This window comes from Okibacterium sp. AC114 (assembly GCF_979253355.1).
Genome location: NZ_CEEDBR010000001.1, coordinates 970,161 through 984,191 on the forward strand (window position 1 = coordinate 970,161; position 14,031 = coordinate 984,191).

Below are 14,031 nucleotides of genomic sequence, written 5' to 3' on the forward strand. Positions count from 1 at the left end.
CTGAGAGGCCGACCGGCGTTGCCGAGCTGGCCCCGGAACGCCTAGCCGAGAATTTCGTTCAGCTCCAACCACCGCAGCTCTAGTTGCTCCGTCTCGGCCTGCGCAGCCTGGGCCTTCGCGTTCAGCGCCATGATGCCGTCGTAGTCGTTCTGGTCGTGCGTGGCCAGCTTCTCGTGGGCATCGCTGATCTCGCCGCCGAGCTTCTGCAGCTTGCGCTCGATCGCCTGGATCTCCTTCTGCAGCTTGCGCTGCTCGGCGCCGCCGATCGACAGTCCGCCGCGCGTCGTGTTGCCGCCCGCGCCGCCGGACGAGCCGGAGCCCGCCGAGCCGGTACCCGACCCGGAACCCGCGCCCGCGGCATCCGCGGGGGAGTCGCCGAGCGGCCCGGTGTGCTTCTGCTCGATCTTGCGCAATTCGAGGTACTGCTCGATGCCGCCCGGCAGGTGTCGCAGCTGCTTGCCGATCAACGCGTACTGCTGGTCGGTCACGCGCTCCATGAGGTAACGGTCGTGCGAGACGACGATGAGCGTGCCGGGCCAGGAGTCGAGCAGGTCTTCCATGGCGGCGAGCATGTCGGTGTCGAGGTCGTTCGAGGGCTCGTCGAGCACGAGCACGTTGGGCTCGTCGAGCAGGATGAGCAGCAACTGCAGGCGTCGCTTCTGCCCACCCGACAGGTCTTTCACGGGTGTCGACAGCTGCGCGCTCGTGAACCCCAGGCGCTCGAGCAACTGACCGGGCGTCATCTCTTTGCCGCCGGCGACATAGCTCGTTCGGTAGCGCCCGATGACGTCGCTGACGCGCTCGTGGCCGATGTCCTTCAGCTCGGATAGCTGCTGCGTGAGCGTTGCCACCTTCACGGTCTTGCCGCGCTTGACGCGCCCCGTGGTGGGCTCGAGTTCGCCCGTGATGAGCGCGAGCAGGGTCGACTTTCCGGCGCCGTTGACGCCCAGGATGCCCGTGCGCTCACCGGGCGCGATGCGCCACTCGACATCCTCGAAGATGAGCTTGTCGTCGTATTTGACCGAGACGTCGAGCAGATCGACGACGTCCTTGCCCAGCCGGGCCGAGGCCATCTGGCTGAGCTCGACCTTGTTGCGGGGCGGCGGCTCGTTCTCGATGAGCTGCGTGGCCGCCTCGATGCGGAACTTGGGCTTGGCGGTGCGGGCCGGGGCTCCGCGGCGCAGCCAGGCAAGCTCCTTGCGCATGAGGTTCTGTCGCTTCGACTCGGAGGCCGCAGCCATCCGGTCGCGTTCGACGCGCTGCAGGATGTACGCCGCATACCCACCCTCGAAGGGTTCGACGATGCCGTCGTGCACCTCCCACGTGTCGGTCGAGATCTCGTCGAGGAACCACCGGTCGTGCGTCACGGTGAGCAGCCCGCCGGATGTCGGAGACCAGCGCTTGCGCAGGTGCGCCGCCAGCCATCCGATCGCTTCGACGTCGAGGTGGTTGGTGGGCTCGTCGAGGAACAGGATGTCCCAGTCGCCCACGAGCAGTTTGGCGAGCGACACGCGCCGTCGCTGACCACCCGAGAGGGAGGCCACGGGTGCGTCCCAGGCGAGGTCGGCGACGAGCCCGTCGATCACGTCGCGCACGCGGTAGTCACCGGCCCAGACGTGTTCGTCGATATCGCCGACGATGGCTTCGCCGACGGTTCCGACGTCGCCCAGCGTGTCGGCCTGGTCGAGCACTCCGACGGTCACGCCGCGGCGCAGGGTGACGCGGCCGTCGTTGGGTTCGAGACGGCCCGCGAGCATGGCCAGAAGGCTGGATTTGCCGTCACCGTTGCGCCCGACGATGCCGATACGGTCGCCCTCGTTGACGCCGACGGTGATCTTGTCGAAAACGACGCGGGTGGGGAATTCGAGATGCAGGGACTCGGCCCCGAGAAGATGTGCCACCTGTCCAGCGTAGGCGGGGGAGCGGGGTGCCGCGAACAGCGGGGGCTCCCGGCATCCATTTCGGCGCTTCTGTCATGAAACGAAACATGACGACACAGAGCGGAACACGAATTCGCCAACCCGCAGAGGCCTTGCCATATTGGGGTCTCGGCCGCTCGACGGGGCGGCCCCACACGGTTTTCGGCCCGGGTGACCACGCACCCGAGCACCCCTCATCTTTTACACGGCAACGAACGAAAGAGGCACCATGTCAGGCACCAACATCCCCGCCGGCGGCCCCGGCGCAGGCACCGGCAGAGGCTCGGGCGCAGGCTCCAACGACGCCCCGCAGCTTCCCCAGCGCAAGAAGTCGAAGACCGGCTGGATCGTCGGCGGCGCCGTCGGGCTCATCGCGGTCATCGTGGCCGTCGTGCTCGTGATCGTCAACTTGCAGGCCCCGGCATCCACCGAGGCCAACGGGGCCGGTTCGGGCTCGGGCTCGTCGTCCGCCCCCACCACCGTCTCGATCGGTGTCACCGACTCGTCGCAGGACTACTGGGCAACGCTCACCAAGCTCGCCGCGACAGAGAACATCACGCTCGAGGTGACCAACTTCAGCGACTACCAGCAGCCCAACCCGGCGCTCGTGCAGAAGCAGACCGACCTCAACTCGTTCCAGCACCTGCGCTTCCTCGCGCAGAACAACGTCGAGACGGGTGACGACCTCGTGCCGATCGCCTCGACCGTCATCGTCCCCCTCGGTCTCTACTCCAAGAAGTGGACCGACGTGAAGGACATCCCCGAGGGCGGCCAGATCGCCATCCCGAACGACCCCTCGAACCAGGCCCGCGGCCTCTTCGTGCTCGAGAAGGCCGGCCTCATCACTCTGACCGGTGACAAGGCCACGCCGACACCCGCCGACATCGACGCCGCGAAGTCCAAGGTCACGGTCGTCACGGTGGATGCGGCACAGACCGCCCTGTCGCTCGACTCGGTCGACGGCTCGATCATCAACAACAACTATGTCGCCGACGCCGGCCTCGACCCCAACAAGGCCATCTTCAAGGATGACCCCAAGGACCCGGGTGCCACGCCCTACATCAACGTGATCGTGGCCCGCGGCGCCGACGCCGACAACCCCGCCTACCTCAAGGTGGCCGAACTCTGGCACGACAAGTCGGTCACCGACCAGGTGCTCGCCGCGTCGAAGGGCAGCGCCGTGCTCGTCGAGGGCTGGACCCCCGAAGAGCTGCGCGCCGAACTGAAGAAGATCGAAGAGCAGTTGAAGGCGTCCGAATAACCATGACGTCTCGCTCGTGACCCTCGGGGTCGGGCGGCCAGCGGATGTCGCGGCCACCCGACCCCGTCGGTGCGAGCATCCGCACCATCTGCAGCATCCGCACCACGCCCCGCATCAACCGAAGGACCAACATGCCCCCTCTCGTCGAACTGGAGAACGTCGTCAAGACGTACGGCCAGAAAGAGAAAACGAACGCCGTCGACGGTGTCTCGCTGGCCGTCGAAGCGGGCGAGATCTACGGCATCATCGGCCACTCGGGCGCGGGCAAGTCCACGCTCGTGCGCCTGATCAACGGGCTCGAGCGCGTCACGAGCGGCCGGGTCGTCGTCGACGGTCACGAGATCTCGTCGCTGAAGGAGCGCGAGATCCGGCCCCTGCGGCTCGGCATCGGCATGATCTTCCAGCAGTTCAACCTGTTCCGGTCGCGCACCATCGCGGGCAACGTCGCCTACCCGCTCCGGGTCGCCGGCTGGTCGAAGGCCGATCGGGACAAACGCGTCGCCGAGCTGCTCGACTTCGTCGGTTTGCTGCACCGCGCCTACGACTACCCCGAGCAGCTCTCGGGCGGCCAGAAGCAGCGCGTCGGCATCGCCCGCGCTCTCGCCACCTCGCCCAAGCTGCTGCTGGCCGACGAGTCGACGTCGGCGCTCGACCCCGAGACCACGCAAGAAGTGCTGCGCCTGCTCAAGAAGGTCAACGCCGAGCTGGGCGTCACGATCATCGTTATCACGCACGAAATGGATGTCGTCCGCTCCATCGCCGACCGCGTTGCCGTGCTCGCCGACGGCAAGATCGTCGAAGAGGGCAACGTGTTCGACGTCTTCTCCGACCCGCAGACCGACACGGCCAAGAAGTTCATCAGCACGGTCATCCGCAATCAGCCAGCCACCGACGACATCCAGCGTCTGCGCGGCAGTCACACGGGTCGCATCGTCAACGTCGAGGTGCACGAGTCGGCGCGCGTCGGCGAGGTTCTCTCGCATGCGCACGAGCGCTATGGCGTGCGCTTCGAGATCGTTTATGGCGGCATCAGCGCCATCCAGTCGAAATCGTTCGGCTCTCTCACTCTCGAGCTTTCAGGCACGGATGCCGACGTCGAGCGCCTCGTGACCGACCTGAGAGCCCTCACCACGGTCGAGGAGGTGGCCGCATGATCCGCACCGCCACCACCGATTGGGGCCAGCTCGGCCCCCTGCTGCTCGAGAACCTGTGGCTGACCCTCTACATGGTCGCCGTCACGTTGCTCGTGGCCGGCTTCCTCGGCCTCGTGTTCGGCATCCTGCTCTATACGACCAGGCGCGGCGGCATCCTGCAGAACACGGCGGTCAACGCCATCCTCAACGTGCTCGTCAACATCGTGCGGCCCATCCCGTTCATCATCCTGATCGCGGCCCTGCAGCCCGTCACCATGGCGGTCATCGGTGTGACCATCGGCACGACTGCGGCTATCTTCACGATGATCGTGGGCGCCACGTTCGGCATCGCGCGCATCGTCGAACAGAACCTCGTCTCGATCGACCCGGGAACCATTGAGGCCGCCCGTGCCGTCGGCGCGAGCCCGTGGCGCATCATCACGACTCTGCTCGTGCCCGAGGCGCTCGGACCGCTCATCCTCGGCTACACGTTCGTCTTCATCGCCATCGTCGACATGTCGGCCATCGCCGGTTCGATCGGCGGCCGCGGCCTGGGTGACTTCGCCATCGTCTACGGCTACGGCCGCTTCAACTGGGAAGTCACCATCGTCGTCACGATCATCATCATCGTCATGGTGCAACTCGTTCAGTTCTTCGGCAACTGGCTGGCGCGCAAGGCCCTGCGCCGCTGATCGACCCACCCGAGCGGATGTCGCGAGCCGAACCCCGGCCGCGGCATCCGCTTCGTCGTGCCACCCGTCCTAGGCTGAGCCCATGAGCGAACCCGCGACGGCGACCTGGCCCGACGCCCCCGATCTGCCCGGCCGCGCCATCATCGCGCAACGGTGGAGCGACCTCACGTTCCTGCACTGGCGGGTCGACCCCGCCGAGGTTGCGCCCCTCCTGCCGCCCGGCACACGCCCCGACGTCATCGACGGTTCGAGCTGGGTGGGCCTCATCGCCTTCCGCCTCTCGGACAGTGCCTTCTTCGGCCTGCCCCCGGTGCCCTACTTCGGCACGTTCCCCGAGATCAACGTGCGGCTCTACTCGTTCGACGCTCAGGGCCGCCGAGCCGTCGTCTTCGCCTCCCTCGACGCCTCGCGGCTCGTCAGCGTACTCACGGCCCGTGCCGCGTTCGGCCTGCCCTATCGCTGGGCCCGGATGTCGATGGGCCGCCGCTCCGACGATCGGGGCGAGCTCTTTGCCTACCGTTCTCGCCGCCACCTCGTCGACCGCCTCCTGGGCGACAAACGCAACCCGGGCCACGTGCCCGGCGCCTCCACCCACCTCATCGCGCGCGCCCTGCCCGGAGTCGTCACGGGTGATCCGATCGCCGAGTTCCTCACCGCGCGCTGGGCCTTCCACGAGACCCATGTCGGCCGCACCTGGTTCGGGTCGAACCACCACGGCCCGTGGCCCCTGCAACGCGCCGAGCTGCTCCACCTCGACGACACGCTCCTCGCGGCCGCCGGATTCGCCGCGCTCGCCGCAATCCCGCCGGACTCCGTCCTCTACTCGCCGGGCGTCGAAACGGTCTTCAGCCGCCCGGCCCCGTTGTCCCGATCTGTGCGGCACCGCTAGGTTGTTCCCGTGACAACACCCCTCCAACAGCGCCGCCGCGTCGAATCGGCGCGCGCCTGGGCCTGGTTCGCCGTCGTTCTCGGCACACTCTCGGTCAGTGTCAACGTGCTGATGATGGTGCTGACCTCATCCTGGAACGGCTTCTGGGGTCAAATCGGGTTTGGCGTCGTCATCGCTATCTCGGCGATCGTCACGCTGAAGAAGAACCCCAAACCGCAGGGCCCCGATCCCGCTCCGCAGCGCACTCCGACTCCCGAGAGATCAGCGGGCGAGAGCGAGAACGTCTGATGGTGCGGTTGTCCTGTGCCACGGTGATTGCCGAATGAGTCTGCTCTTCGAGGTTATCGGCGAGGTCTTCGGCGCTGTGTTTGACGTGATTGCTCAGTTTTTCCGCGGACGCCTGCATCAACGCCGCCGACGACGCGGCGGCCGAGAGAAACCGCGGCACGTTCGTCCTAGCGAGTGACCCTCAGGGCGCCAGCTCGTCGAAGTCGAGGCTGAGCGTGCGCAGGAGCGCCGAGAGGCGGCGGCGGTCGGCGGGGGAGAGGGCGCCGAGCAGCTCGGCCTCCGCGTCGACGAGGCGGGTGATGGCGGCATCCACGCGGGTCAGCCCCGCGGGCGTCATGACGACCAGGATGCCGCGGCCGTCGTGCGGGTCGGTGCGGCGCTCGACGAGCCCGCGCCCCACGAGCCGGTCGATGCGATTCGTCATGGTGCCAGACGACACGAGCGTCTGCTGCAACAGGTATTTGGGCGATGCGGCGAACGGCTCGCCCGCGCGCCGCAGGGCCGCCAACACGTCGAACTCGGATGCCTCGAGCTCCGACCGCGTGAACGCCGTGCGCCTCGCCCGGTCGAGGTGTTTGGCCAGCCGGCCCACGCGGCTCAACACTTCGAGTGGCGAGAAGTCGAGGTCGGGGCGTTCGCGCCGCCAGTCCTCGACGATCCGGTCGACTTCGTCGTGCGGGGCATCCATTCGTCCATTATGTCGGGACACCGGTGCGCGCAGGCTTTGAGCCCTTCCGAATGCCGTCCGAGCGCGAACCTCCGACACTCGCGCGCACCGGGGCCGCCGCATCTGGCAGACTTGTCTGGTGCGCACGCGCACGGTCCGCCTTGGTGTAATGGCAGCACGGCAGCCTTTGGAGCTGTTAGGTCTAGGTTCGAGTCCTGGAGGCGGAGCGCACTCTCGAGAATTCTTGCGGGCACGAGTCCGGTAGCCTCGATACGGTTCAGTGGGCGTTCCAGCCCGGCCCCGACTCAAGGGAATGTGATGACGGACTCGACTCTCGCAATCATCGTTCTGGCCGCCGGCCAGGGCACGCGCATGAAATCCCGCACCCCCAAGCTCCTGCACCCGCTGGGCGGCTTGCCGGTCGTCTCGCATGTGCTGGCCACCGCCGGTGCGCTCGATGCCGCGCACGTTCTCGCCGTTGTGCGCCACGAGCGTGAGCGCCTCGTCGAGGTCATCGAGCGCGACCTGCCCGGCACGGTCATCGTCGACCAGGACGAGATCCCCGGCACGGGCCGCGCGGTCGAACTCGCGGTCGAGGCCCTGCCCGCCGACTTCGACGGTGACGTGCTCGTGATCAACGGCGACGTTCCACTGCTGAACGCCGACACGCTCGGCAACCTGATCGAGCACCACCGCCGCCAGCCCGTTTCGGCCACCATCCTGTCGGCGATCCTGGCCGATGCCACGGGCTATGGCCGCATCATCCGCACGGCCGACGACGCCCTCGACCAGATCGTCGAGCAGAAGGACGCCACGCCCGAGCAGCTGGCCGCCACCGAGATCAACGCGGGCGTCTACCTGTTCCGTGCCCCGGCACTGCGCGAGCAGCTCGGCAAGCTGGGCGTCGACAACGCGCAGGGCGAGAAGTACCTGACCGATGTCATCCACCTCATGCGCACCTCGGGCGACGACGTCATCGCCGTTCCCGTGTCGGATGCCTGGATCGCCGAGGGCATCAACGACCGCGTGCAGCTCTCCACCGCCGCCTGGCGTCTCAACCAGATCGTTCTGCGTCGTTGGCAGCTGGCCGGCGTCACCATCCAAGACCCCTCCTCCACCTGGATCGACGTGCAGGCCAAGCTGGCCCCCGACGTCACGATCCTCCCCGGCACGCAGATCCTCGGCGCGACCGTCATCGCCGAGGGCGCGACCGTCGGCCCCGACAGCACCATCCTCGACTGCGAGATCGGCGAGAACGCCACGGTCAAACGCACGGATGCCACGCTCGCCGTCGTCGGCGCGGGTGCAAGTGTCGGCCCCTTCGCCTACCTGCGGCCCAACACCCGCCTCGGCGTCGACGGCAAGATCGGCACCTTCGTCGAGACCAAGAACTCGTCGATCGGCGACGGCAGCAAGGTGCCCCACCTGTCCTATGTGGGCGACGCCACGGTCGGCGAGGGCTCGAACATCGGCGCCGGCACGATCTTCGCGAACTACGACGGCGTCAACAAGCACGCCTCCGAGATCGGTTCGCACGTTCGAACCGGATCGCACAACGTCTTCGTCGCACCGATTAGAATTGGCGACGGAGCGTATACGGGCGCGGGCACGGTGGTTCGCAAGAGCGTGCCGGCCGGGTCCCTCGCCATCAACGTCGCCCCGCAGCGCAATCTCGAGGGGTGGGTTTCGACCCACCGCCCGGGCAGCGAGGCAGCACAGGCCGCCGAAGCCGCCTCTCCCCGGGAGGCTTCGGAAACCGCGGGCAACACCACCGAAGGTTAATCACAGAAATACCGCCGAGAGGCAAGATGCCGGGTCGCCCGGCAGAAAGCAGGGTTCGTGTCCGGCATCAAAATCACCGGCCAGAAACGCCTCGTCCTGATCTCGGGGCGTGCGCACCCTGAGTTGGCGGAGGAGATCGCCGCAGAGCTCGGGTCCGAGCTCGTTCCCACCGATTCGCGCACCTTCGCCAACGGCGAGATCTATGCGCGATTCGACGAGAGCGTGCGCGGGTCGGATGCCTTCGTCATCCAGTCGCACACGGCGCCCATCAACGAGTGGCTCATGGAGCAGCTCATCATGGTCGACGCGTTGAAGCGTGCATCCGCCAAGCGCATCACGGTCGTCGCGCCGTTCTACCCCTACGCGCGTCAAGACAAGAAGGGTCGCGGCCGCGAGCCCATCTCGGCGCGCCTCGTCGCCGACCTGTTCAAGGCCGCCGGCGCCGACCGCATCATGTCGGTCGACCTGCATGCCGCACAGATCCAGGGCTTCTTCGATGGCCCCGTCGACCACCTCTTCGCCATGCCCGTGCTGCTCGAGCACTTCCGCGCCAAGATGGCGACCGACACGCTCACCGTGGTGTCGCCCGACATGGGTCGCGTGCGCGTGGCCGACATCTGGAGCGACAAGCTGGGTGCGCCGCTCGCCATCATCCACAAGCGTCGCGACCCGCTGGTGCCCAACCAGGTGTCAGTGCACGAGATCGTCGGCGATGTGTCGGGCCGCGTGTGCCTGCTCGTCGACGACCTGATCGACACCGGCCGCACCATCGTGAAGGCCGCCGAGGCGCTCAAGAAGGCCGGCGCCCTGGGCGTCGTCGTCGCCGCCACGCACGCCGTGTTCAGCGACCCGGCCGTCGAGCTGCTGCAGAGCGACGCCATCGACTCGGTCGTCGTCACCGACACGCTGCCCATCCCCGAAGAGAAGCGCTTCGAGAAGCTCACGATCTTGCCGATCGCGCCTCTCATCGCCCAGGCCATCCAGGCCGTGTTCGAAGAGGGTTCGGTCACGTCGATGTTCGACGGTGCGGCCTGATCTTCCGCTAGCTTTTCTGTCGAAGCCCCGCCCCGTTTTTCGGAGGCGGGGCTTCGTTTTTCGTTCTCCACAGGGCCGATTTGGGCGATCGTTCCACAGGTCGAACAACGCTCTTGCTTTGCGGGGGTTCTTGAGGTTTATTTGCATCACAGGAGGTGATGCACGTGCTGACCAACGAGAAGACCCGGGTGGCCCCCGTGCCCGCCATCCGCCGCATGGTGCTCATGCTCGAGGCCATCGACGGGCTCGGGGGCGTGGCCACTGTTACACAGCTTGCCGATGCCACCGACCTGGCCAAGTCATCCGTCAGCAACCTACTCACGTCGCTCTCGAGCGCGGGCCTCGTGCGCCGCACACACTCCGGCTGGGCGCTCGGGCTGCGGCTCATCGAGCTCGGGCATTCCAGCCTCGACCGGCTCACCGTGGTGAGCCATTTCCTACCCATCGTGCGATCGACCACTCCGCTGCGGCACGAATACGTGCGTCTGGCGGCCCTCGACGGCGCGGATGTCCTCTATCTCACCGAGCGCCGCGGCTCCGAGGTCGTGCGGGTCAGCGCCGCCGTCGGTGAACGCACCCCGGCCTACTCGACGGCCGTGGGCAAAGCCATGTTGGCGGGGCTGCCGAGCAACGTCCTCGACGATCGGTTGACGGCGGCCGAGGCGCAAGGCGGTTTGCCGCTGCGCACCAATCGGTCGCACGCCACGATCGAGGCGCTCGTCGACGACCTGCGGGCCACGGCCCAGCGCGGCTTCGCGATCGACCTCGAGGAGAGCGTGGTCGGGGTGGCGTGCCTCGCGGTGCGCGTGCCCGGGGGAGCGAGCCCCTGCGCCGTGGGCGTCACGCTGCCCTCGCGGCGGGCGACGAACGACGTCGTGCACGGCCTCGTGACGGGGCTCGAAGCGGTCGCGTCGCGGCTCGCCGTGCACGCCCAGTGAGCGGGCGTCCTCGTCGCCTCCCGAAAAACGCGAAAGCGCCGACCCCGAAGGACCGGCGCTTTCGCGGCAGACGAACCGCGTCGACGAGCTAGTGCGTGTCGACCGCTTCGATCTCGCTGCGGTCGCCCGACCACAGCGTGTGGAACGTGCCCTCGGCGTCGACGCGCTTGTAGGTGTGCGCTCCGAAGAAGTCACGCTGACCCTGCACGAGCGACGCGGGCAGGCGCTCGGCGCGCAGCCCGTCGTAGTACGACAGCGACGACGAGAACGCGGGCGCGGGGATGCCGGCACCGGCGGCACCGGCGACGACGCGGCGCCAGGACTCCTGCGCACGCACGAGCGCCTCGGTGAAGTACGGCGCGGTGAGCAGGGCCTCGAGGGCGGGCTGCTCGTCGTAGGCGTCGGCGATGCGGTTGAGGAACTGCGCGCGGATGATGCATCCGCCCCGCCAGATCTTCGAGATCGCACCCTTGTCGATGTTCCACTCGTACTTCTCGGCGCCCGCGTTGATGGCGTCGAAGCCCTGCGAGTAGGCGACGATCTTCGAGGCGTAGAGCGCCAGGCGCACATCCTCGATGAAGCCCTTCTTGTCGTCCTCCGAGACCGTCCAGGGGTTGGACGGGCCGGGCAGGTTGGTCGACACGTCGCGCTGCTCGCGGTGCGACGACAGGCTGCGCGCGAAGACGGCTTCGGCGATGCCCGAGACGGGAACGCCCAGGTCGAGCGCGTTCTGCACGGTCCAGACGCCGGTGCCCTTCGAGCCGGCCTCGTCGACGATGATGTCGACGATGGGCTTGCCCGTCTTGGCGTCGGTCTGGCGCAGCACCTCGGCCGTGATCTCGATGAGGTAGGACTCGAGTTCGCCCTGATTCCACTCGGTGAAGACGTCGGCGATCTCGGCCGGCTCGAGCCCGCCCACCTTGCGCAGCAGGTCGTAGGCCTCGGCGATGAGCTGCATGTCGGCGTATTCGATGCCGTTGTGGATCATCTTGACGAAGTGGCCGGCGCCGTCGGTGCCCACATGGGTGACGCAGGGCTCGCCCTCGGCGACCGCGGCGATCGACGACAGGATGGGGCCGAGGGTCTCGTAGGACTCGGCCGAACCGCCGGGCATGATGCTCGGGCCCTTGAGGGCACCCTCTTCGCCGCCCGAGATGCCGGCGCCCACGAAGTGGATGCCCGTCTCCTTGACGGCCTTCTCGCGGCGGATGGTGTCGGTGAAGAGCGCGTTGCCGCCGTCGACGATGATGTCACCGGGCTCGAAGACCTTGGTGAGCTGGTCAATGACGGCGTCGGTGCCCGCGCCCGCCTTGACCATGATGATGGCCGTGCGGGGGGTCTGCAGGCTCTTCGCGAAGTCTTCGATGGTCTCGGAGGCGACGAAGTTGGCCTCGGGGTGCTCGGAGGTCAGCGTGTGGGTCTTCTCGGCCGACCGGTTGTACACGGCGACCGTGTTGCCCTCGCGGCTGGCGAGGTTGCGGGCCAGGTTGCTGCCCATGACGGCGAGACCGATGACGCCGATGTTGGCCTGCGCGGTGGTGTCGCCTGTTGCGGTGGAATCCGCCATTGAACTTCTCCTCTAAATCGGATGCGAGCCCGGGGGTTCGCGGGTGTGGAGCGCTCCGATCAACGCTAGCAAAGCGCGCCTCGGACGGCCGGAATATGTAGCGGTGGCTCAGGATGCTGGGCCGGGGGTGCCCACGTGCGGTAGAGTAGGCACCTGAACTTCGGCGAGGGATGCTCCGGCATCCGTGATCGACGCGGTGGGCAAGCGTTCCAGAGCTTTTCCTCACGCTGACATGCGTTCGAGTTGAAAACCACAGATCTGTCGTCGGCCCACCGGGCGGGCGGCTCCACGCTGCAACGGTGTGCTCCGGCATCCGTTGGGCACACGATCGGGGCCACGAGCCCCGGAGGAGAAATCATGGCTGACGAAAACAAGGTCGTCGCAGAACTGCGCGAATCCTTCGGCAAGGGCGCTGCCCGCAAGCTGCGCGCGCTGGGCAAGATCCCCGCCGTCATCTACGGCCACGGTGGCGAGCCGCAGCACGTGTCGCTGCCCGGCCACCAGGTCGCGCTCATCATCCGTAAGTCGAACGCCGTTCTGGCCCTCGACATCGACGGCACCACGCAGCTCACGCTCGTGAAAGACGTTCAGAAGGACCCGGTTCGCCAGGTCATCGAGCACCTCGACCTCATCGTCGTCCGCCAGGGCGAAAAGGTCGAGGTCGAGGTTCCGATCCGCGTCGAGGGCGAGTCCTACCCCGGCACGATCGCCTCGCTCGAGACCACCACGCTCCTCGTGAGCGTCGAGGCCACCCACATCCCCGAGGGCTTCGAGCTCTCGGTCGAGGGCCTCGAAGAGGGCCAGCACGTCTTCGCGAAGGACGTTCCGCTGCCCGCCGGTGCCACGCTCATCAGCGACCCCGAGCTGCTCGTCGTCGGCATCATGGTGCCGGCCGCCACGCTGGCCGAGGGTGAAGAGGGCGCAGAGGACGAGTCCACCGAGGCCGCTGCCGAATAAGCACGTTTCACCGCCGCCACGGCTTCACGGCGGCTCGCGCAACAGCGCACACACGAAGGGGCGGATGCTCGAGCATCCGCCCCTTCGTTGCACCCGCTAGCATCGTGGGGTGGTTGATTTCGCGGGTGTCGGCAGATGGTTGCGCGGAGAACGTCGAGCGCCCGAGCGGGAGGAACCCATGGCCGAGAACACCTGGATCGTCGTCGGATTGGGCAACCCGGGCGCGCAATATGCGGGCAACCGCCACAACGTCGGCCAGATGGTGCTCGACGAGTTGGCCGAGCGCATGTCTGCCCGATTCGGCGCCCACAAGAGCAACAACCGGGTCGCCGAGGGGCGTCTGGGGTTCGGCGGGCCGAAGCTCGTGCTCGGCAAACCGAATTCGTTCATGAACCTGTCGGGCGGGCCGACGGCGGCGCTGCTCAAGTTCTATTCGCTGCAGCCCGACCGCCTCATCGTGGTGCACGACGAGCTCGACATCCCGTTCGATGAGATCCGCTTGAAGTCGGGCGGCGGGCACGGCGGCCACAACGGCATCCGCGACATCCTGGCCGCAACGGGCGGCGCCGACTTCACGCGCGTGCGGGTGGGCATCGGTCGCCCGCACGCGCGTCAGCCGGCCGCCGACTTCGTGTTGAAGGATTTCTCGGGCACCGAGAAGCAGATGCTGTCGAACCTCATCGCCGATGGCGCGGATGCCGTCGAGGCCATCATCACCGACGGGCTCGCGTCGGCGCAGCAGAAGTTCCACAGCCCCAAGGCCTGAGCGCCGAGAGCGCAGCGCCGAGCGCCGAGCGCCGAGCGCCGAGCGCCGAGCGCCGAGTCGTGCGCCCTGCCCCTGGGGCGTCGCGTGCTGTGTGCCGAGCCCGGAGAGCCGTCTCGCCATCCGCCTGACGCGAACTC

The 14,031-nt window shown here is 67.6% G+C and carries 13 protein-coding genes and 1 tRNA gene; 11 read left to right on the forward strand and 3 right to left on the reverse strand.

The genetic code is table 11. From position 1 onward, the window contains the following. Positions 1 to 41 precede the first annotated feature (41 nt). Entirely contained in the window at positions 42 to 1,901 is a 1,860-nt protein-coding gene (locus ACZ6IE_RS04735) for an ABC-F family ATP-binding cassette domain-containing protein (RefSeq protein WP_464607004.1), read from the reverse strand. Positions 1,902 to 2,148: 247 nt separating this feature from the next. On the opposite strand from ACZ6IE_RS04735, the gene ACZ6IE_RS04740 reads away from it, so the two are divergent. The 5 genes from ACZ6IE_RS04740 to ACZ6IE_RS04760 all read left to right on the forward strand — a co-directional run bounded on the left by ACZ6IE_RS04740 (position 2,149) and on the right by ACZ6IE_RS04760 (position 6,182). Further along, positions 2,149 to 3,180, forward strand: a complete 1,032-nt coding sequence (locus ACZ6IE_RS04740) for a MetQ/NlpA family ABC transporter substrate-binding protein (RefSeq protein ID WP_464607005.1) — start codon at positions 2,149 to 2,151, stop codon at positions 3,178 to 3,180. Positions 3,181 to 3,311: 131 nt separating this feature from the next. Further along, positions 3,312 to 4,334, forward strand: a complete 1,023-nt coding sequence (locus ACZ6IE_RS04745) for a methionine ABC transporter ATP-binding protein (protein ID WP_464608582.1) — start codon at positions 3,312 to 3,314, stop codon at positions 4,332 to 4,334. Continuing rightward, on the forward strand, positions 4,331 to 5,005 hold the full coding sequence (locus ACZ6IE_RS04750; protein ID WP_077053641.1) for a methionine ABC transporter permease: 675 nt from the start codon (positions 4,331 to 4,333) through the stop codon (positions 5,003 to 5,005). Before ACZ6IE_RS04745 ends, ACZ6IE_RS04750 begins: the two co-directional genes overlap by 4 nt. Positions 5,006 to 5,087: 82 nt before the next feature. Continuing rightward, positions 5,088 to 5,894 carry a YqjF family protein gene (locus ACZ6IE_RS04755; protein WP_464607006.1) on the forward strand — a complete coding sequence of 269 codons (807 nt, stop codon included), beginning with the start codon at positions 5,088 to 5,090 and terminating at the stop codon, positions 5,892 to 5,894. Positions 5,895 to 5,903: 9 nt separating this feature from the next. Continuing rightward, on the forward strand, positions 5,904 to 6,182 hold the full coding sequence (locus ACZ6IE_RS04760) for a hypothetical protein (RefSeq protein WP_464607007.1): 279 nt from the start codon (positions 5,904 to 5,906) through the stop codon (positions 6,180 to 6,182). 181 nt (positions 6,183 to 6,363) lie between these two features. On the opposite strand, the gene ACZ6IE_RS04765 is transcribed toward ACZ6IE_RS04760, so the two are convergent. Then, positions 6,364 to 6,870 carry a MarR family winged helix-turn-helix transcriptional regulator gene (locus ACZ6IE_RS04765; RefSeq protein ID WP_079727148.1) on the reverse strand — a complete coding sequence of 169 codons (507 nt, stop codon included), beginning with the start codon at positions 6,868 to 6,870 and terminating at the stop codon, positions 6,364 to 6,366. A 134-nt stretch (positions 6,871 to 7,004) separates the two neighbouring features. On the opposite strand from ACZ6IE_RS04765, the gene ACZ6IE_RS04770 reads away from it, so the two are divergent. From ACZ6IE_RS04770 to ACZ6IE_RS04785, 4 genes are all read left to right on the forward strand, one after another. After that, positions 7,005 to 7,076 (forward strand) — tRNA-Gln (locus ACZ6IE_RS04770). 91 nt (positions 7,077 to 7,167) lie between these two features. Continuing rightward, positions 7,168 to 8,631, forward strand: a complete 1,464-nt coding sequence (glmU, locus tag ACZ6IE_RS04775; RefSeq protein WP_464607008.1) for a bifunctional UDP-N-acetylglucosamine diphosphorylase/glucosamine-1-phosphate N-acetyltransferase GlmU — start codon at positions 7,168 to 7,170, stop codon at positions 8,629 to 8,631. Between the two features lie 57 nt (positions 8,632 to 8,688). Continuing rightward, a complete protein-coding gene (locus ACZ6IE_RS04780) occupies positions 8,689 to 9,666 on the forward strand; it encodes a ribose-phosphate diphosphokinase (protein WP_464607009.1) in 978 nt (325 codons plus the stop codon). Between the two features lie 164 nt (positions 9,667 to 9,830). After that, a complete protein-coding gene (locus ACZ6IE_RS04785; protein ID WP_464607010.1) occupies positions 9,831 to 10,604 on the forward strand; it encodes an IclR family transcriptional regulator in 774 nt (257 codons plus the stop codon). Between the two features lie 88 nt (positions 10,605 to 10,692). On the opposite strand, the gene gndA is transcribed toward ACZ6IE_RS04785, so the two are convergent. Next, positions 10,693 to 12,171: an NADP-dependent phosphogluconate dehydrogenase gene (gndA, locus tag ACZ6IE_RS04790; RefSeq protein ID WP_464607011.1), complete on the reverse strand. Its 1,479-nt coding sequence runs from the start codon at positions 12,169 to 12,171 to the stop codon at positions 10,693 to 10,695. Between the two features lie 357 nt (positions 12,172 to 12,528). Between gndA and ACZ6IE_RS04795 the strand changes: the two genes are divergently transcribed. Together ACZ6IE_RS04795 and pth are read left to right on the forward strand one after the other, a co-directional pair. After that, positions 12,529 to 13,128 (forward strand): 50S ribosomal protein L25/general stress protein Ctc, encoded by a 600-nt coding sequence (locus ACZ6IE_RS04795; protein WP_464607012.1) that lies wholly within the window; start codon positions 12,529 to 12,531, stop codon positions 13,126 to 13,128. A 178-nt stretch (positions 13,129 to 13,306) separates the two neighbouring features. Further along, a complete protein-coding gene (gene pth, locus ACZ6IE_RS04800) occupies positions 13,307 to 13,894 on the forward strand; it encodes an aminoacyl-tRNA hydrolase (RefSeq protein WP_464607013.1) in 588 nt (195 codons plus the stop codon). Positions 13,895 to 14,031 lie beyond the last annotated feature (137 nt).